An 18740-nucleotide genomic window follows, 5' to 3' on the forward strand; every position below is an offset into this window, starting at 1 on the left:
CTCATGGCGAATATCGTATTCATCGACAACTTTGATTCATTCACCTACAACTTGGTTGATCAGTTCCGTTCATTAGGTCATCAGGTCACGATTTACCGTAACCACATTGCGGCAGACACCATTCAACATGCCGTGGAAGCCCTAGAGCAGCCAGTTATCGTTTTATCGCCAGGTCCGGGTGCACCTTCTGAAGCCGGCGTCATGCCAGAAATTTTAAAACGTCTGAAAGGTAAAGTGCCAATGATTGGTATCTGCCTTGGCCATCAGGCGATTGTTGAAGCTTATGGCGGTACGGTTGCAGGCGCTGGTGAAATCGTTCACGGCAAAGTATCCATGATGGAACATCAAAACCACGCGCTTTATCAAGGACTACCGTCGCCACTGGCAATTGCTCGTTATCACTCACTGGTCGCGACGCATGTGAGCGAAGAGTTAACTGTAACCGCTGAAGTTGATGGTTTAGTGATGTCAGTTGTACATGAACAAGACAAAGTGTGTGGATTCCAGTTTCACCCAGAATCCATTATGACTACGCAGGGAGCAACACTGTTAGAAAACGCGATTGATTGGGCGCTCAGTTAACTATCTCAAGCGCATTCAACGAAAAAGATTAGAGCCCAATAAGACAGTGGCGAAAAGGATAAGGAATAGAAACATGCAAAACATCATCAACAAACTTTACGAGCAACAGTCACTAAGCCAAAGCGAAAGCCAAGAGCTTTTCGACCACATAATTCGTGGCGAAATGGACCCAATTCTGATGTCTGCGGTACTGACAGCATTGAAAATTAAAGGCGAAACACCGGATGAAATTGCGGGTGCAGCTAGAGCTTTGCTAGCGAACGCCAATCCTTTCCCACGTCCGGATTATGACTTCGCTGACATTGTTGGTACTGGTGGCGATGGTTCCAATACCATCAATATTTCAACCACTTCAGCGTTTGTTGCAGCCGCCTGTGGCGTAAAAGTCGCAAAACACGGTAACCGTGGTGTTTCTAGCAAATCCGGTTCTTCTGATCTTCTCGACTCATTCGGTATTAACCTAGCAATGAGTGCTGAAGACACTCGTCAAGCACTGGACGATTTGGGTGTCGCTTTCTTGTTTGCACCTCAGTATCACGGTGGTGTTCGCCATGCGATGCCTGTGCGTCAAACCATGAAAACTCGCACCATATTCAACATTTTAGGTCCACTGATTAACCCTGCGAGACCCAATATCGAATTAATGGGTGTTTATAGCTTAGATTTGGTTCGTCCTATTGCGGAAACCATGTTACAAATGGGTCTCAAAAGAGCCGCTGTAGTTCATGGCTCAGGATTAGATGAAGTGGCTGTACATGGTGAAACCCATGTTGCAGAGATCAAAGACGGACAGATTGTTGAATACACTCTGACACCGCAAGATTTTGGATTAGAGGCTTACCCGCTAGACGCAATCAAAGGTGGGGAGCCTGAAGAAAACCGCGCCATCATCACTGATATCCTCAATGGCAAAGGAACGCCTGCACAACTCGCTGCTGTTGCTGTCAACGTTGCTCTTCTTTTACGACTATTTGGAAAAGAAGATCTCAAAGCGAACGCGGCGCAAGCCATTGACGTTATGAACTCAGGTAAAGCTTACGAATTAGTTCAACAATTAGCGAATCGAGGTTAACGTCGACATGTCTAACGAAACCAACGTCAGTAACGAACTTCTTGCTAACGAGAAAGCTGAGAGCGGACAACCGCAACAACTCTCTGAACATATTTCCGTTGAAAATACGAAAATGGCTCAAGTGTTAGCCAAGATCGTCAAAGACAAAGCAGTATGGGTTGAAGAACGCCAGAAGGAGCAGCCTCTTGAGAGCTTTAAAAATCTTCTGACCACATCTGATCGCGATTTCTATCAAGCTTTAGGTCATCAAAATTCGGACAACGGCAAAACAGCTTTCATTCTGGAATGCAAAAAAGCATCGCCATCAAAAGGCTTGATTCGTCAGCATTTTGATTTGGATTACATCGCATCGGTGTACAACCAGTACGCGAACGCAATTTCCGTTCTGACAGACGAAAAATACTTTCAGGGTAACTTTGAGTTTCTGCCACGTATTCGCTCTCAGGTAACACAGCCTGTACTGTGCAAAGACTTTATGATCAGCCCTTATCAGGTTTATCTGGCTCGTCATTACGGCGCAGACGCAATTCTACTGATGCTTTCTGTTCTCAATGATGAGCAATATAAAGAACTGGCTGCTGTGGCCCATGAACTCGGTATGGGCATTCTGACTGAGACCAGCAACGAAGAAGAAATTCACAGAGCTATTGCTCTTGAAGCAAAAGTAATCGGAATTAACAACCGCAACTTACGCGACCTGTCAACCGACCTTAACCGCACGAAAGAACTCGCACCGCTGCTGCCAGAAGGTACAACGGTTATCTCTGAGTCTGGCATATACACCCACCAGCAAGTGCGTGACTTGGTGCCTTACGCAAGCGGCTTTTTGATTGGCAGCGCGTTAATGGCGCAGGAAAACCTTGAACTGGCGGTACGTAAAGTGGTTCTGGGCGAAAACAAAGTATGCGGACTGACTCACCCTGATGATGCTGTTAAAGCCTATCAAGCAGGCGCGGTATTTGGTGGTCTGATTTTTGTTCCTAAATCAAAACGTTATGTTGATACAGAAGCTGCACGCTTAACCATGGCAGGTGCACCTTTGCAATATGTGGGTGTATTTCAGAATCACTCAGTGAAAGAAGTGGCAGACACCGCCGTTCAGCTCGGGTTATTTGCAGTGCAATTACACGGTGATGAATCGCAAGCATTTATCAATGAACTGAGAAGTGCTTTGCCTGAACAGGTAGAAATCTGGAAAGCCTACGGGGTCACCGATCAATTACCTGCATTTATTGAAAACCATGTCGACCGCCATTTACTGGATGCCAAAGTTGGCACACAAAGCGGTGGCACCGGAACTTCATTTGATTGGTCATTACTGGCAAAAGCTTCGGTTCCCAATGTCATGCTGGCGGGCGGACTTTCTCCAGAGAATGCACAACATGCGGCAACACTAGGATGTATGGGATTAGACCTCAACTCAGGTGTTGAATCCGAACCCGGTAAAAAAGACGCAGCAAAGTTGAAGCAAGCTTTCAGTGCGATTAGAAATTACTAAATTTTAGAAAATACGAACACATCGACGACTATTATCGTATCCCCGAAGACACCAACGGGGATCGCAATTAAGGGATAATGAACATGGCAAAACTTAACGCCTATTTTGGAGAGTACGGTGGTCAGTACGTACCTCAGATTTTAGTACCCGCTCTAGACCAGCTAGAACAAGCTTTTATTGATGCTCAAGAAGACCCAGAGTTCCGTTCGGAGTTCATGACTCTTTTGCAGGAATACGCTGGACGCCCTACGGCACTAACTCTAACGCGTAACATCACCAAAGGTACAAAAACTAAGCTGTATCTGAAACGTGAAGATTTGCTTCACGGCGGCGCGCATAAAACCAACCAAGTTCTTGGTCAGGCACTATTAGCAAAACGTATGGGCAAAACCGAAATCATCGCTGAAACTGGCGCTGGTCAACATGGTGTTGCAACAGCTCTGGCTTGTGCACTGCTAGATTTGAAATGTCGCGTATACATGGGTGCAAAAGATGTTGAGCGCCAAAGCCCGAACGTTTTCCGCATGCGCTTAATGGGTGCAGAAGTAATCCCAGTACACTCAGGTTCAGCGACATTAAAAGATGCTTGTAACGAAGCAATGCGTGACTGGTCTGCAAGTTATGAAAATACCCACTACTTATTAGGCACTGCTGCGGGTCCTCACCCATTCCCTACCATTGTTCGTGAATTCCAGCACATCATTGGTGAAGAGACTAAGAATCAAATTTTAGCCCGTGAAGGTCGTTTACCAGATGCGGTAATTGCTTGTGTTGGCGGTGGTTCTAACGCTATCGGCATGTTCGCTGATTTCATCGAAGAAGAATCAGTTCGTCTCATCGGCGTAGAGCCTGCGGGTAAAGGTATTGATACCGACCAACACGGCGCGCCTTTAAAACATGGTAAGACAGGCATCTACTTAGGTATGAAAGCACCCTTGATGCAAGATGAATACGGACAGGTTGAAGAGTCTTACTCAATTTCTGCTGGTCTGGACTTCCCTTCTGTGGGTCCACAACATGCGTATCTGAACTCGATTGGCCGTGCAGAATACGACAGCATCACCGACGATGAAGCATTGGACGCTTTCCAGCTGCTTGCTCGTAAAGAAGGCATCATTCCTGCGCTGGAATCTTCACACGCATTAGCGCACGCATTGAAAATGGCGTTTGCTGAGCCAGAGAAAGAGCAGTTATTAGTGGTTAACCTGTCTGGCCGTGGAGACAAAGATATCTTCACCGTGGACAAAATTTTACAAGATAAAGGAGTGCTGTAATGGATCGTTATCAATCTCTTTTTCAGCGCTTAGCTGAGCAAAACCAAGGCGCATTTGTTCCGTTTGTAACGATTGGTGACCCTTCTCCTGAGCTTTCTCTGCAAATTATGCAGACATTAATTGATGCAGGCGCAGATGCTCTTGAGCTCGGATTTCCGTTCTCAGATCCGTTGGCAGATGGTCCAACGATTCAAGGAGCAAACAATCGTGCCCTTCAGGCGGGTACTACTCCGGATATCTGTTTTGACCTTATCAAGCAAATCCGTGTTAAGAATCCAGACACGCCAATCGGTTTGTTAATGTACGCCAACTTGGTGTTCTCTCGCGGTATTGAAAACTTCTATCAACGTTGTCAGGAAGCCGGTGTTGATTCAGTGCTGGTCGCTGATGTACCAACCACGGAAAGCGCTGAATTCGTTGCGGCTGCGGAGAAATTCGGCATCAAGCCAATTTTCATTGCGCCACCAACGGCCAGTGATGAAACGCTGAAATCTGTCGCTTCATTGAGTAAAGGCTACACTTATCTGCTTTCTCGTGCGGGTGTGACTGGTGCGGAAACAAAAGCCAATATGCCAGTGCATGAGTTGTTGGAACGTTTGAATCAGTTTGATGCGCCACCAGCACTTCTTGGTTTTGGTATTTCACAACCGGAACAGGTTAAACAAGCGATTGCAGCTGGCGCAGCTGGCGCAATCTCCGGTTCTGCTGTAGTGAAAATTATCGAAACAAACCAAAACGACCCTGAGGCGCTGCTGAAATCGTTAGCTGGTTTTATAACACCAATGAAACAAACGACCATCAAATAGCTGCAAAAGGTAGGGTTTGGTGACCCTACCACCTACTTCTAATGATCAATTTTTAACTGGCGATTTTATAGCTATTTAAGGCTAGCCAGTTTAGGAATTGATCATTTTTTTAACACTTCATCGAATATTGCATTCAAGATATCCCCCACTCTGCCATTGTTCATTTCTGCTTCAAAACCCAAAGCAAACGTTTTCCATGATGAATAAATGACCTCCTTATCAGCAAAAATAGGTGATTACGTCAAATCCGACGCAGATGCATATTGCCAATTGTGAAATATAAGTGTAAAAAACCGAGCAACATAATTTTCCACTAATCGAGGATTGGTTAGTGGTTATGTCTAGAAATTTACACATTATTAGCACAGGGGTTAAGGAAGTGTTAAAACAAAAGAATTTACTACAGAACATTGGTGTTCAAGTTGTGATTGCCATGGTACTCGGTACCCTCATCGGTGCTGCCATGGGTCACGATGCGACAATGTTTTCTCCATTGGGTGCCATCTTTATTAACTTAATCAAGATGTTAGTTATTCCTTTGGTCGCTGTTGCTCTGATTTCAGGTGCAGCTGGACTAGGCAATAGCCACTCAGCAGGTAAAGTTGGTTTCGTTACTCTAGGTTACTTTGCTGTGACTTCTGCTCTAGCAGTTGTTCTTGCACTGGTTATGGGTGAAGTATTCCAACCGGGTATGGGTATTGATGTTTCTGGTGTTGAAGGCATGTTCTCAGCAGAATACGCATCAAAAGGTGAACTACCGACATTTTGGGCAACGGTTACCGGTATGATTCCGACTAACGTGTTCCAATCTTTGAACGACGCAAACATTCTGCAAATCCTCGTTTTCTGCTTGTTCTTAGGTATTGCCATTTCAAAACAAAGCCCAGAGAAACGCGATCCAGTAATCAACGGTGTAAACACTATCGTTGATTCAATGGTGTGGATGATCAACAAAGTGATGGTTATCGCTCCAATCGGCGTATTCGGTCTGATGGCTGAAGCTGTGGGTACATTCGGTTTTGGCGCGCTAATGGTGGTGTTCAAACTATTTGTTGTTTACACAGCCGCTATCCTGATTTTTGGTTTCATCGTTTACCCAGCAATGATTCATTTCTTCAGCAAAACGTCAGCTAAGAAATTCATCAGCGCAATGAAGAAGCCACAAGCGGTTGCGCTTTCAACAGCTTCTTCTATGGCAACACTTCCTGTTACTATGGATACCGTTGAGAAAGACCTAGGTGTACGTAACTCGACAGCGTCATTCGTTCTGCCTCTAGGCGCAACGATCAACATGTCTGGTAACGCAATCTACTACGGTTTAGTTGCAGTTTTCTTTGCTCAACTGTTCCACATTGACCTATCAATGGGTGCTTACATTGCAATCGTCGTGACTGCAACACTAGGCGCTGTAGGTCAAGCTGGTGTACCTGGTCCTTCATTCCTTGTTGTTGCGGTTCTTCTTGCTGCAGGCATTCCAATTGAAGGTCTACCACTACTATTCGCTCTAGACCGTATCTTCGATATGATCCGTACAGCACTAAACATCACTGGTGACGCAGCTTGTGCAGTCATCGTTGATTCTATGATTGAAGATTCTGAAGCTGAAAAAGTTTATCAAGATCAGCAAGCTTAATAGTTGAATCTCTAGTAAAAACCGCTCTGATGAGCGGTTTTTTGCTTTCAGCAACAAGATACTCAAATTTGTAACTAAATCGCTACTGGCTATTCAGATGATAGAGCAAATTGAGTAGACTGTCGGCAACGAAAAGTTTGGATGTACCTACATAATGAAACAACTGATTGAGTTTATTCCTCTAATTATCTTCTTCGCGCTTTTTAAGCTATACGATATTTATGTCGCGACAGCTGCGTTGATCGCTGCAACTGCCATTCAAGTCGCTATTTCGTACTTCGTGTACAAGAAAGTGGAAAAAATGCAGCTCATTACCTTTGCTGTTGTCGCCATCTTTGGTGGTATGACGATTTTCCTTCATGACGACAACTTTATTAAATGGAAAGTGACCATTGTTTACACTGTGTTTGCTCTCGGCCTGACTATCAGTCATTTGATGGGTAAATCAGCAATCAAAGGTATGTTAGGTAAGGAAATCACTCTGCCTGACAGTGTATGGGCGAAAGTAAACTGGGCATGGGTTGCCTTCTTCACTATCTGTGCAGTCGTTAATATCTACATTGCTTATCAATTGCCTTTGGATGTCTGGGTTAATTTCAAAGTGTTCGGTCTTCTTATCGCAACATTTGTCTATACTCTGCTGACTGGCGTTTATATTTATAAACATCTTCCTAAAGAGCAGAAAAATTCTAACCAATAGATAGTTATACATGACTCTTAGGGGTTAATAAGCCGCAGAATTTACTGCTATAATGCCCTCTTTTCTGACAGCGACTTGGTAACACGGTCGCTGTTTTGTTTACTACGGAATTTGAAATGAGTCAGGAAGTCAGTTCCCCTAAAGGCCAACTATTACTTAGAACCGTTGCTATGCCGGCAGACACCAATGCAAATGGTGATATCTTTGGTGGTTGGATTATGTCTCAGTTGGACTTGGCTGGCGGTATATTAGCGAAAGAGATATCTTCTGGTCGTATCGTTACCGTCTCTGTTTCCAGTATCGCGTTTAAAAAACCAGTGAAAGTGGGTGATGTGGTCTGCTGTTATGGTGAATGTACTAGGATTGGCCGCACTTCTATGTCAATTAATTTAGAAGTTTGGGTGAAGCCCGTTAAAGTTGACGGCATCGGTGACCGTTTCCAAGTGTGTGAAGCCACATTTAATTATGTCGCGATTGATTCCGATGGGCGCCCTCGCCCGATTAACGCAGGGAACTGATCACAGAAATATCACCATCAAGGTTTAAATATTGCCAAGTTTCAGTACATTAGTTGCCGGTAACTTGCAGTTTCAGTCATTAATAAGGATATGGATTATGTGGTATGTCATTTTTTCTCAAGACGTTGAGAACTCTCTGGAAAAACGCATGAGTGTTCGTCCTGCGCACTTAGAACGCTTACAAGTTCTTCAAGATGAAGGCCGTTTGCTGACAGCGGGTCCTCTGCCTGCCATCGATTCTGAAAACCCAGGTGAGGCAGGTTTCACTGGCTCAACTGTTATTGCTGATTTCAACTCGTTAGAAGAAGCGAAAGCATGGGCAGACGCAGATCCCTATGTGGCAGCAGGTGTTTATGCTAATGTCATCATCAAACCGTTCAAAAAAGTATTTTAGTATGAAAAAAAGTACCGCTGGAATTATCGCTTTCGGCTTAGTTCTGCTTTCAGGTTGTAGCTCTAGTTCAGACAACCAGAGAAACCTTGAACTACTCGCGGATAATAGAGCCAGCCTGCTGAGCGCTGAACTGCCTTTAGAGTACGGCCCACTCAATATCATGCGTGCGACTGCCAAAGGCACCAATATTGAAATGATGATGGTTTATAACGCTGATGATAAAAATGCCAAACCAGTAACTCAGGTTATGCAAAGTAGCATCAAAACCTTTTGCTCAGACAAAAATATCAAAGCAAACCTCGAAGTAGGTTTAAGTTACCGAATCAAAATGCGTAACACTCGCGGACAACTGATGGTGGATGAAACCATCACGCAGCAAACTTGCGCTTCACAATAGTTTTGTTCCCTATAAATGCTTTGTTCTACAAACAAGGGGCTCACATGAGCCCCTTGTTATTCCAATTTGCAATTAAGCTGCGTTACTTTGTGCTTCTTCGCGCAAGGTTTTTGCCGCTAACACCATGTTGATCAGTGATGCTTCCACTTCTTTCCAGTTACGAGTTTTCAGACCGCAATCAGGGTTTACCCATAATCGTTCTGCTGGGATCTTGGCAGAAGCTTTACGCAATAAGCCTTCAATCCATTCCTGTGTTGGAATGTTTGGTGAGTGAATATCGTAGACACCCGGACCAATTTCGTTCGGATAATTGAAGTCTTCAAAGGCTTTCAGAAGTTCCATGTTCGAGCGTGAGGTTTCAATCGTAATCACATCTGCATCCAGCGCTGCCACTGAGTCGATGATCTCATTGAATTCGCTGTAACACATGTGAGTATGGATCTGGGTTTGCGGTGTGGCGCTTGCCGCAGATATCTTGAACGCTTCCACTGCCCAATCTAAGTATGCCTTGTGGTCACGCTTCTTCAGAGGCAATCCTTCGCGAATCGCCGGTTCATCAATCTGAATGATGTTAATACCTGCATCTTGTAAATCAGAGACTTCGTCACGTAATGCAAGTGCCAGTTGCTGGGCGATTTCTTTGCGGCTGATATCTTCACGAGGGAAAGTCCAGCATAAGATAGTGACAGGCCCCGTTAACATCCCTTTCATCTTCTTATTGGTTAGTGATTGAGCATAGCTTGACCATTCAACAGTGATTGGTTTTTCACGTTCAATATCGGCAACCACAATCGCTGGCTTAACGCAGCGAGAGCCGTAACTTTGCACCCAACCAAACTGAGTGGTTTGGAAACCTGATAGGTTTTCAGCAAAGTATTCAACCATGTCGTTACGTTCCGCTTCGCCATGTACTAAAACATCCAGCCCCAAAGCCTCCTGACGCTTCACTGCATCTGCAATATGCCCTTTCAATGCTGAAATATACTCAGCTTCTGGTAATACCCCTGTTCGGAATGCACTGCGTTGAGTTCGAATTTCGCTGGTTTGCGGGAATGAACCTATGGTCGTGGTTGGGAACAATGGTAACGCCAGTTTCTTCGCTTGTGTCACTGCACGCTGTTCGTACGGTTCACTACGCTGCGCTAATGATGCAGTGATAGCGTTCACTCGCGATTGCACTTGCGGCTTGTTCACATGCGTTGCGGTTTTTCTATCAACAATAGGCAAGCTGTAAGTATCACAAGCCAGAATCGCTTCTTGGTCGCCATCTAATGCTCGTCCAAGTAGCGCGACTTCGGTGACTTTTTGCTTGGCAAACGCAAACCAGCTACGTACTTCTGCTGAGAGGTTTTGTTCGAGTTCTAAATTCACCGGGCTGTGCAGCAGTGAGCATGAACTCGCAATCCAGAGGCGATCACCCAGCTTATCTTTTGCTGGCTGCAATCTGTTACGCAGGTGACCTAAATCTGCACGCCAAACGTTCCTGCCGTTGATAGCACCCACTGACAACACCCACTGTTGTGGCAGTTTCTCTAGTACACTATCTAGCTGCTGTGGCGCGGCTGAAATGTCGATGTGAAGACCGTTTACAGGCAGTGCAACGATTTTGTCCAATGTATCAATCACCGAATCAAAATAGGTCGTTAGCAGCACTTTTACATCGCCTTGCAGTACCTGATACGCCAGCTTAAATGCATCTTGCCATTGGCTTTCTAACTCAAGTGACAGCACTGGCTCGTCGATTTGAACCCACTCTACCCCTTGTTTAGCCAACTTAGACAAAATGTTTTGATAAGCCGTCAGCAAACGCGGAAGTAATGTTAAGCGGTCAAAATTATCTTCAACTTCTTTACCCAAGTAGAGATAACTCACAGGCCCCAAAAGCACAGGTTTTACGTTTGCACCTGTTTTCACCGCTTCATTGACTTCTTCAAATAGCTGCGGCCAGCTCACTTCAAACTTATCATCAGAACTGAATTCAGGAACGATGTAGTGATAATTAGTATTGAACCATTTGGTCATGTCGGACGCCGCACTGCCGCTACAACCGCACGAGTTTTGCGACTGACCACGCCCAACGCGGAAAAGCGTATCGAGATCTGGAAAGCTATCTTTGTTATGAGATAGATGATGGCGAGCAGGAACATGTCCAAGCAGCAAAGTAGTTGTAAGAACATGGTCATACCATGCAAAATCGCCCGCTGTCGCAAAGCTTAAGCCCGCTTCTTTCTGTAAAGCCCAGTTGTTGTGGCGGATTTCGCTACCCACCGCTTTTAGCTCTTGCTGAGTAATATCACCACGCCAGTATTTCTCTAGTGCAAATTTAAGTTCGCGTTTTTCGCCAATACGTGGATAGCCCAAAATATGTGTAATTGTCGCCATGTGATCGTTCCTTCTATTAAGCTGAGGTCAGACACAAAAGATGTCTAGATGGCTAAACTATCTCGCTAACCGCTCAATGAAACAATCAACTAATATTCAACTTGTTTATTAAAAATATTCATACACACCAATCCAGCTTAACGAGCAGCGTTGCAAACCAAACTAATAAATAGACGTCTAGATGTTTACAGCTCCAAAAAAAGGGCGTAAGTTAGTTTTTAAATTCATGATGCTTACGGAATGATGAGGAAATCTCATGATAGAGCTAAAACATTTAAGAACGATTGCTTCGCTGCGAGACACAGGATCATTGACCTCGACTGCGACTTCACTCCATTTGACTCAATCAGCCCTTTCTCATCAGATTAAAGACCTAGAAGCGAGACTTGGTAGCCAACTATTCTTACGAAAAACACGACCAGTAAAGTTTACTTCCGAGGGTGAGATACTGCTTAAGCTTGCCGATGACATTTTGCCGAGAATTGCCAAAGGGGAAAATGAACTGGCGAGCTTAAAAGAAGACGTGAACGGCAGGTTGCATATGGCTATAGAGTGCCACTCCTGTTTCCAATGGCTTATGCCCGCGTTAAGAGAGTATCAAGTGGCTTGGCCAAGCGTCGCATTAGACTTTTCATCTGGCTTCGGTTTTGAACCTCTGCCGGCACTGCTCGCTGGTGAACTGGACTTAGTGATTACTTCCGACATTCTTCCTCGCTCAGAAGTGCACTACGAACCTCTGTTTGATTTTGAAATGCGCTTAATCACTGCCACTAACCATCCTCTCGCTGGCAAAGAATCGATTGCACCAGAAGATTTGGCACAACAAACATTGTTGAGCTACCCAGTACAAAAACAGCGTTTAGATGTAGTGAAGCACTTCCTACAACCCGCCGGTGTAGAGCCAGCAAAATGGAAGCAAGCGGATAATACCTTGATGTTGGTACAGATGGTGTCTGCAGGCTTGGGTGTTGCTGCTCTGCCTAATTGGGCTATCAGCGAGTTTTCGCGTCAGGGATTGATCACCAGTAAACCACTAGGCAATGGTTTATGGCGCAGACTGTTTGCAGCAGTGCGTAATAGCGATAAAGACAAACGCTACTTACAAACCTTCTTTGCAACGGCGAAACAGCAATGCAAAAGCCACCTTGACGGAATCAAGATGGCTTAAAAATGCGATTAAACTTAACGACCTGATGATTTGAACTGGTTGGTTAATGGATCATAGCGAAAGCCAAGATGACTCAATTTACCAACCACGCTTTCAACATCCATTTCATAAGTGGAAACCAGCTCATCTAAGCTGTCACACTCCAAGCGTAGCTTCTCATTCACTATGCCTAAGAGAATAATACTATCCAGCTTATTAACATTGCTCAGATCCATATCGGTACTCCTTCGAACAAAACCCACTTATTAAGCCTAGTCGGGATTTCACACAAGAAAAGTGATTTTGCTCTAGGGAGTTAAATTCTGATTATTGGATCAGATAAAGACTGTGAAAACCTGTACTTGCCAGCAATACCAGCAAGAATGCTACCGCTAACTGACCTTTCTCCGGCTTCTTGGCCGTAATAATATGCCAGCTCCAAAAAACGATACCGGCAATCAGTAAACTGAAACTGATGACCAATGGCATGGTTAACTCGGTTAACTGTTCACTTTCAAGTGAGTAGGCAAATGGAACGATACACAACGTCGTTGCCATTGCAGACAAAATTCCTACCACTGGAAGAATGCGATGAAACGCATCTAGTCGGCTACGAGCAATGGACAAAAGCATGTTCGCGAACACCGACCCAAGCAGAAATATCATCATGAACAGTGATAAAGAAGCACTCCAACTTGGCGCTTCGCCAATAAGGATGCCGACGTAAGCTAATGAAAGACCGTTAACTAAGTAAAGAACCCATAAAGGTCCTTCATTACGAGTTTTGGTCGTCTGTACACGGGAATAGAAGTAGAAAATGGCAAATACCACCAGAAATGCTTCAATTTTAATCGAAGCGACAGCCAGCCAAAGCACACCTATTGAAGGTAATACCTTATGCAAGCGCCCGCGTTGACCCGGACAAATGTCACCTTTGACCAAAATCATCGTCAGAATAATTTGAGCGCCCAAAAGCATAGGAGCGAAAACAGAAAGTAGTGAATAAACCATAATTTCAAATAAGTGAGCTAAGTTTTAATAGAGGGCGATAATAGCAAAGCACAGTTCGCTTTCCTATCTCTGCAAACTTTCCGATATCTACCAGCATAGAAAAATCCCCAACAAAGATGAGGTGATGTTCCGCTAGATACTCCATCTTCAAGCCGCTATAATGCGCACCTCTCAAATACAAGGTCAAAATATGTACAGCGATATCACTCCTATCCATCAACACAAAAAGTACTGGGCAGAATGCTTCGGTACGGCACGCTTTTTACCTACCAGCCGTAAAGAGATGGATGCGCTTGGATGGGATAGCTGCGACATTATCATTGTGACCGGTGACGCTTATGTTGATCACCCAAGTTTTGGTATGGCAATCATTGGTCGTCTGTTGGAAGCTCAAGGTTTCCGCGTCGGCATCATTGCGCAGCCAGAATGGCAGAACAAAGACGCGTTTATGGCGCTGGGTAAACCGAACTTATTCTTCGGCGTTACAGCAGGCAACATGGACTCGATGATCAACCGCTACACGTCAGACAGAAAATTGCGTCATGATGATGCCTACACTCCGAACAATGAAGGCGGTAAGCGTCCTGATCGTGCAACACTGGTTTACTCGCAGCGTTGTCGTGAAGCTTATAAAGACGTACCCATTGTACTGGGTGGTATTGAAGCAAGCTTGCGTCGTGTTGCTCACTATGACTATTGGTCAGACAAAGTTCGCCGTTCAGTGTTATTTGATGCGAAAGCCGACATTCTTTTATTTGGTAACGCAGAACGCGCTCTGGTAGAAGTGGCACACCGCTTAGCAGATGGTGAATCAATCAGCGATCTGACTAACGTGCGCGGTACAGCAGTTAACCTTGCGGCAGTACCTGAAGGTTTCAAGGTTATTGATTCATCAAGAATTGATAAACCAAGTACGCCGTTTGTACCGACCAACCCGTACGAAGTTGAAACACAATGTGAAACTAAGAAAGAGGAAGAAGAAGCGAAACCGATTACCGTTCGCCCTTCCCGCCATGACTCAAAAACCACAGCTGTGCGTTTGCCTTCTTACGAGAAACTGATTAATGACCGTATTCTTTATGCACACGCAAGCCGTGTACTGCATTTAGAGACTAACCCGTATTCCGGCCGTGCTCTGATTCAAAGCCACGGCAACCGTGAGCTTTGGGTTAACCAAGCACCAATCCCATTGTCTACTGAAGAGATGGATTATGTGTTTGATCTGCCGTATGCACGTGTACCGCATCCTAAATACGGCAAAGATAAGATCCCGGCGTATGACATGATTAAAACGTCAGTGAACATTATGCGTGGGTGTTTTGGCGGCTGTTCTTTCTGTTCTATTACCGAACACGAAGGTCGAATCATTCAGAACCGTTCAAAAGAATCGATCATCAACGAACTCAAAGAGATCCGCGATAAAGTACCGGGCTTTACTGGCACTATCTCGGACTTAGGTGGCCCGACAGCAAACATGTACCGTTTAGGTTGTTCTGATCCTAAAGCGGAAGCCAACTGTCGTCGTCCATCCTGTGTGTTCCCGGGTATCTGTCATAAGCTCAATACCGACCACAAGCACACTATCGATTTATATCGTGAAGCGCGTAAAGTGGAAGGCATTAAGAAAGTGATGATTGCGTCTGGTGTTCGCTACGACCTCGCCATTGAGTCACCTGAATATGTTAAAGAGCTTGTGACTCACCACGTAGGCGGCTACCTAAAAATTGCTCCTGAACATACGGAAAAGAACCCGCTTGATCTGATGATGAAACCGGGTATGGGTACATTCGACCGCTTTAAAGAACTGTTTGATAAATACAGTGCGGAAGCGGGCAAGAAGCAATACTTAATTCCTTATTTCATCTCTGCTCACCCAGGTACAGAAGATGAAGATATGGTGAACTTGGCGCTATGGCTGAAAAGCCATAACTACGAGTGTGACCAAGTACAGAACTTCTATCCGTCACCAATGTGTAACGCAACGGCGATGTATCACTCTGAAGTGAACCCTTTAAAACGTGTGAAATACAAAAAACGTGAAGATGTCACTGTACCGAAAGGTGATCGTCAAAGACGTTTGCACAAAGCGCTTCTTCGCTATCACGACCCACTAAACTGGCCGCTGATCCGCGAAGCTCTAATCAACATGGGCAAGAAGCATTTGATTGGTGATAAACCTAACTGTTTAGTCCCTGCTGAAGATGGTGACAAACTCACGCCGGCGCATCGTCGTAAGTCAGGTCGTCACGGTTCAAACCGATTTGCCACTAAACATACCAAGTCACAACCAGGGTTTGATGCGCTACGTGGTGACAATAGTCGTGGTGAAAATGGCCGTAAAGAGAACAATCGTGGCGATAACCCACGAGGTAACAAAGCATCGGGCAACAACAAATCCGGTACAAAAGGTTCCTACGGTAGTTCACAAGGCAGCAGTCGTCCGCAAGGTAACGGCCGCCCGCAAAGCAGCGCTCGACCAAATGCGAACAAAGGCAAAGGGCAAAATCGACCTTCTCAACGTACACAATAAAGCGTTAGTGAATAGCAAAGCATAAAAAAGCGCAGCTCTCAGGCTGCGCTTTTTAGTCAATGATCTGTTGGTTTTTATAAGCAGAAACTAACGCGAATTACGCATACTGCTCTTCAAACTCTTTCATAAACGAAACAAGAGCTTGCACACCTTCAAGCGTCATTGCGTTATAGATTGATGCACGCATACCACCTACAACACGGTGACCTTTCAGTGAAGTTAAACCACGAGCTTCAGCTAACTCAAGGAAAGTACCGTCTAGTTCAGGCTTCGCTAACTGGAATGGTACGTTCATTAGAGAACGGTTGTCTGGGTGAATACCGTTGCGGTAGAAGTCAGATGAATCAACATAGTTATAAAGCAGTGCTGCTTTTTCACGGTTGATTTTCTCAATCGCTTTCACACCACCCTGCTCTTTTAACCACTTGAATACTAAGCCTGATAGATACCAAGCGTAAGTCGGTGGCGTGTTGAACATTGAATCTTGTTCTGCCAACAGTTTGTAGTTCAGGATGCCAGGAACAAGGTCACTTGCTAGCTCTAGCAAGTCATCACGTACAATCGCGATACAAATGCCCGCAGGGCCAATGTTTTTCTGTGCACCCGCGTAGATAACACCGTATTTCGAAACATCGATTTCACGAGAAAGAATCGTTGAAGACATGTCAGCAACGATTGGTTTATCCGTTACTGGTAAATCATTAATCTCGATACCGTCGATGGTTTCGTTTGGACAGAAGTGAACATATGCCGCTTCTGGATCAATCTTCCACTCGCTTGCTGGCAAAATAGCAATTTTGCCGTCTTTTTCTACTTTCGCGTCAAAAACATCCGTTTCGCAATATTTTTTTGCTTCTTTAACTGCGCTTTCAGCCCAGTATCCACCATCAATATAGGTTGCTTTCTTCGCGTTGCCCATCAGGTTCAGAGGCACAGCTGCAAATTGTGCACGTGCGCCACCTTGGCAAAATAGTACTTTATAGTTGTCTGGGATATTTAGAAGATCGCGCAAATCCTGCTCTGCTTCTTCTGCCACCTTGATGAAAGGTTTGCTGCGGTGGCTAATTTCCATAACCGAAACGCCCATGCCGTTCCAATTAACAAACTCAGCCTGTGCTTTTGCCATCACGGCTTTTGGTAACGCTGCTGGACCAGCACTAAAGTTATAAACAGTGTCCGTTTTCGGCTCCATGTGTTCCTTGCTCCTGCTATCGATGATGAGTGTGATTAATACCACTTTTTTCATCGGATAAAAAGCAAGAAAAGAGGTCTTTCGACCTCTTTTCTTCAACTAATCTAAATTTCAAAGAGTTTAGATTGCCATCGCGAATTAACGCGCCATCATTCCATACATAAACAGAGCAAAAAGCGGAACCTTCTGACCATTAGAGAAAACGACATTGCCTTCTTTGATGTCTGCTTTTAATTGATAGCCTTTATCGTCTTGCGTCATCATCTCCATCATCAGTAGCTCATCCACGCCCTGTTGAATAGAAGGGTAATCTTCAACCAGTTGATTCGATACAAACGCTTCAAGATCACCCGTTAACGCAGACATAATCACACTCGGGTCTTTCTGTACGTCATTGGTGCCTTCAGGAATGTTAAGCGTCATTTTTGACGAAAACTCTCCTTCGCCGAGATTAAGAGCAAAAGGTTTGATGCTGACAAAGAACCCTTTAGAAAACAGTGAATCAACGAATGGCATCGCTTTTTCAAGATCTTCTGCTTCTAAATAGGGGTTACTTTGATAGATGTTTGACAGTGCAAGGAAAGCTTCGCTATCTGCATCACCCAAAGTGAAATCGAGCTGAACATTGTTTACTTCACCATCATCGACCATAACTTTACCGACATTCATTTTGTGGTTGCTGGTAAAACGCGATTTTTCGGTGTTGAATTTAGACTCAAACTGATAAGAGGTGTTGTCGGCAGCAAACAGAGTCGAACCTAGCCCATCGTCAACGGTTAAACTTCCAAGAGTGATGTTTTGCTTTCCAATCCAAAACCCAGAATCCTGTTTACCATTACCTTGTCCTGAGAAATCAGAAATCAGCATGTTCTCGCCAGTGTCAAAGTTCAAAGCGACAGACGGAATCGAAACATTGAAATCCACTTGCCCTAGAGCCGTAACCGTGCCTGTTACTTGAGAAGAGAGAATGGAAATCGCTACAGAATCTGGACCTTCACTTTGATAATGCCAGTTGTCTAATGTGGAAGAGAAACGGGTGTTTCCATTCAGTTGCGTCGTACTGTTAACCACCAGCGGCGACTCTGGATAATTAGGGAACGTCGACACAGAAGAAATACTCGCCAACCCATGTCGAATATTGCTGTCCACGATAACTTCGGTTGGTAAACCTTCGTGCTGCATTTGCAGTTTAAGAACCGGGTTGGTAACAGTAAAACGTGTTTGCGCATGAGAAGACAGGTAACCACGGTCATAACTGATCAGTTCCGCAGAGATATCGTTATTGCTGATGTGTTTTAAGCCATCGCTAATCACATTCTGACCAATTTGTCCCACAGCTAAAGGCCAACATAAAGCCAGCGAAACTGCGCCACCAACTGCACCAATTAATTTTAGTTTTTTCATATAAGTAGGTTCCTATCATGTTTCATGCAGTCTACCGACAAGGTTCAACGAGCTCAAGGCGGCACTTAGTGAATTGATTGTAAAAGTGTTTGTCCTTTCAGAATATGGGGCGATAGTTGCCGCTGATTTAGCATTCTAAAACCTCGCTCTCAGTTCGTTTTACGCTCACTTGATAGAGTAATGCTGTCAGATTTCAATAT

The 18740-nt window shown here is 44.7% G+C and carries 17 protein-coding genes; 12 read left to right on the forward strand and 5 right to left on the reverse strand.

Annotated features, from left to right (window positions below; genetic code table 11):
• The first annotated feature begins 3 nt into the window (after positions 1 to 3).
• The 10 genes from HKI82_RS06195 (at position 4) to HKI82_RS06240 (ending at position 8874) form a co-directional block, all read left to right on the forward strand.
• Positions 4 to 582 carry an aminodeoxychorismate/anthranilate synthase component II gene (locus HKI82_RS06195; protein ID WP_102964368.1) on the forward strand — a complete coding sequence of 193 codons (579 nt, stop codon included), beginning with the start codon at positions 4 to 6 and terminating at the stop codon, positions 580 to 582.
• Positions 583 to 655: 73 nt separating this feature from the next.
• Positions 656 to 1654, forward strand: coding sequence for an anthranilate phosphoribosyltransferase (trpD, locus tag HKI82_RS06200; RefSeq protein ID WP_171137509.1), 999 nt, complete (start codon positions 656 to 658; stop codon positions 1652 to 1654).
• A 112-nt stretch (positions 1655 to 1766) separates the two neighbouring features.
• Positions 1767 to 3152, forward strand: a complete 1386-nt coding sequence (trpCF, locus tag HKI82_RS06205; RefSeq protein ID WP_171137577.1) for a bifunctional indole-3-glycerol-phosphate synthase TrpC/phosphoribosylanthranilate isomerase TrpF — start codon at positions 1767 to 1769, stop codon at positions 3150 to 3152.
• Between the two features lie 83 nt (positions 3153 to 3235).
• On the forward strand, positions 3236 to 4426 hold the full coding sequence (trpB, locus tag HKI82_RS06210) for a tryptophan synthase subunit beta (RefSeq protein WP_042488314.1): 1191 nt from the start codon (positions 3236 to 3238) through the stop codon (positions 4424 to 4426).
• Positions 4426 to 5232: a tryptophan synthase subunit alpha gene (trpA, locus tag HKI82_RS06215; RefSeq protein WP_171137510.1), complete on the forward strand. Its 807-nt coding sequence runs from the start codon at positions 4426 to 4428 to the stop codon at positions 5230 to 5232. The genes trpB and trpA overlap by 1 nt, the downstream gene beginning before the upstream one ends.
• A gap of 337 nt (positions 5233 to 5569) precedes the next feature.
• Positions 5570 to 6865 carry a dicarboxylate/amino acid:cation symporter gene (locus tag HKI82_RS06220; protein WP_171137511.1) on the forward strand — a complete coding sequence of 432 codons (1296 nt, stop codon included), beginning with the start codon at positions 5570 to 5572 and terminating at the stop codon, positions 6863 to 6865.
• 154 nt (positions 6866 to 7019) lie between these two features.
• On the forward strand, positions 7020 to 7565 hold the full coding sequence (locus tag HKI82_RS06225; protein WP_042488305.1) for a septation protein A: 546 nt from the start codon (positions 7020 to 7022) through the stop codon (positions 7563 to 7565).
• 116 nt (positions 7566 to 7681) lie between these two features.
• On the forward strand, positions 7682 to 8083 hold the full coding sequence (gene yciA / locus HKI82_RS06230) for an acyl-CoA thioester hydrolase YciA (RefSeq protein WP_171137512.1): 402 nt from the start codon (positions 7682 to 7684) through the stop codon (positions 8081 to 8083).
• A 97-nt stretch (positions 8084 to 8180) separates the two neighbouring features.
• Positions 8181 to 8477 carry a YciI family protein gene (locus tag HKI82_RS06235; protein WP_102940591.1) on the forward strand — a complete coding sequence of 99 codons (297 nt, stop codon included), beginning with the start codon at positions 8181 to 8183 and terminating at the stop codon, positions 8475 to 8477.
• A gap of 1 nt (position 8478) precedes the next feature.
• The gene (locus HKI82_RS06240) at positions 8479 to 8874 is read left to right on the forward strand and encodes a GspS/AspS pilotin family protein (RefSeq protein ID WP_102940592.1); all 396 of its coding nucleotides are present in this window, start codon (positions 8479 to 8481) and stop codon (positions 8872 to 8874) included.
• Between the two features lie 72 nt (positions 8875 to 8946).
• Here the strand turns inward: HKI82_RS06240 and metE are convergent, their stop codons facing one another.
• Positions 8947 to 11256: a 5-methyltetrahydropteroyltriglutamate--homocysteine S-methyltransferase gene (gene metE, locus HKI82_RS06245; RefSeq protein ID WP_171137513.1), complete on the reverse strand. Its 2310-nt coding sequence runs from the start codon at positions 11254 to 11256 to the stop codon at positions 8947 to 8949.
• Positions 11257 to 11512: 256 nt separating this feature from the next.
• Between metE and metR the strand changes: the two genes are divergently transcribed.
• Positions 11513 to 12424: an HTH-type transcriptional regulator MetR gene (gene metR / locus HKI82_RS06250; RefSeq protein ID WP_102940594.1), complete on the forward strand. Its 912-nt coding sequence runs from the start codon at positions 11513 to 11515 to the stop codon at positions 12422 to 12424.
• A 14-nt stretch (positions 12425 to 12438) separates the two neighbouring features.
• Here the strand turns inward: metR and HKI82_RS06255 are convergent, their stop codons facing one another.
• Positions 12439 to 12639 carry a DUF4250 domain-containing protein gene (locus tag HKI82_RS06255; protein WP_042488289.1) on the reverse strand — a complete coding sequence of 67 codons (201 nt, stop codon included), beginning with the start codon at positions 12637 to 12639 and terminating at the stop codon, positions 12439 to 12441.
• 91 nt (positions 12640 to 12730) lie between these two features.
• Complete coding sequence (locus tag HKI82_RS06260; protein ID WP_102940595.1) at positions 12731 to 13414, reverse strand: hypothetical protein; 684 nt, start codon at positions 13412 to 13414, stop codon at positions 12731 to 12733.
• A 190-nt stretch (positions 13415 to 13604) separates the two neighbouring features.
• Here HKI82_RS06260 and HKI82_RS06265 point away from each other — a divergent pair, with 190 nt between their 5' ends.
• Positions 13605 to 15944 carry a YgiQ family radical SAM protein gene (locus HKI82_RS06265; RefSeq protein ID WP_171137514.1) on the forward strand — a complete coding sequence of 780 codons (2340 nt, stop codon included), beginning with the start codon at positions 13605 to 13607 and terminating at the stop codon, positions 15942 to 15944.
• Positions 15945 to 16041: 97 nt separating this feature from the next.
• Here HKI82_RS06265 and serC read toward each other — a convergent pair whose 3' ends face one another.
• Positions 16042 to 17136, reverse strand: coding sequence for a 3-phosphoserine/phosphohydroxythreonine transaminase (serC, locus tag HKI82_RS06270; protein WP_171137515.1), 1095 nt, complete (start codon positions 17134 to 17136; stop codon positions 16042 to 16044).
• A 138-nt stretch (positions 17137 to 17274) separates the two neighbouring features.
• Positions 17275 to 18540: a DUF945 family protein gene (locus HKI82_RS06275; RefSeq protein WP_171137516.1), complete on the reverse strand. Its 1266-nt coding sequence runs from the start codon at positions 18538 to 18540 to the stop codon at positions 17275 to 17277.
• Positions 18541 to 18740: the final 200 nt, after the last annotated feature.

It is taken from the genome of Vibrio plantisponsor, from assembly GCF_013041605.1.
In the GTDB taxonomy this organism is placed as follows: Bacteria; Pseudomonadota; Gammaproteobacteria; order Enterobacterales; family Vibrionaceae; genus Vibrio; species Vibrio plantisponsor.

Excerpts from the sequence above, each read along its gene's own strand:
- HKI82_RS06195 (WP_102964368.1), top strand. The coding sequence starts at position 4 with ATGGCGAATATCGTATTCATCGACAACTTTGATTCATTCACCTACAAC.
- trpB (WP_042488314.1), top strand. The coding sequence starts at position 3,236 with ATGGCAAAACTTAACGCCTATTTTGGAGAGTACGGTGGTCAGTACGTA.
- serC (WP_171137515.1), bottom strand. The coding sequence starts at position 17,136 with ATGGAGCCGAAAACGGACACTGTTTATAACTTTAGTGCTGGTCCAGCA.
- metR (WP_102940594.1), top strand. The coding sequence starts at position 11,513 with ATGATAGAGCTAAAACATTTAAGAACGATTGCTTCGCTGCGAGACACA.
- HKI82_RS06240 (WP_102940592.1), top strand. The coding sequence starts at position 8,479 with ATGAAAAAAAGTACCGCTGGAATTATCGCTTTCGGCTTAGTTCTGCTT.
- HKI82_RS06275 (WP_171137516.1), bottom strand. The coding sequence starts at position 18,540 with ATGAAAAAACTAAAATTAATTGGTGCAGTTGGTGGCGCAGTTTCGCTG.
- trpD (WP_171137509.1), top strand. The coding sequence starts at position 656 with ATGCAAAACATCATCAACAAACTTTACGAGCAACAGTCACTAAGCCAA.
- HKI82_RS06235 (WP_102940591.1), top strand. The coding sequence starts at position 8,181 with ATGTGGTATGTCATTTTTTCTCAAGACGTTGAGAACTCTCTGGAAAAA.
- HKI82_RS06220 (WP_171137511.1), top strand. The coding sequence starts at position 5,570 with ATGTCTAGAAATTTACACATTATTAGCACAGGGGTTAAGGAAGTGTTA.
- metE (WP_171137513.1), bottom strand. The coding sequence starts at position 11,256 with ATGGCGACAATTACACATATTTTGGGCTATCCACGTATTGGCGAAAAA.
- trpCF (WP_171137577.1), top strand. The coding sequence starts at position 1,767 with ATGGCTCAAGTGTTAGCCAAGATCGTCAAAGACAAAGCAGTATGGGTT.
- trpA (WP_171137510.1), top strand. The coding sequence starts at position 4,426 with ATGGATCGTTATCAATCTCTTTTTCAGCGCTTAGCTGAGCAAAACCAA.
- yciA (WP_171137512.1), top strand. The coding sequence starts at position 7,682 with ATGAGTCAGGAAGTCAGTTCCCCTAAAGGCCAACTATTACTTAGAACC.
- HKI82_RS06265 (WP_171137514.1), top strand. The coding sequence starts at position 13,605 with ATGTACAGCGATATCACTCCTATCCATCAACACAAAAAGTACTGGGCA.
- HKI82_RS06260 (WP_102940595.1), bottom strand. The coding sequence starts at position 13,414 with ATGGTTTATTCACTACTTTCTGTTTTCGCTCCTATGCTTTTGGGCGCT.
- HKI82_RS06225 (WP_042488305.1), top strand. The coding sequence starts at position 7,020 with ATGAAACAACTGATTGAGTTTATTCCTCTAATTATCTTCTTCGCGCTT.
- HKI82_RS06255 (WP_042488289.1), bottom strand. The coding sequence starts at position 12,639 with ATGGATCTGAGCAATGTTAATAAGCTGGATAGTATTATTCTCTTAGGC.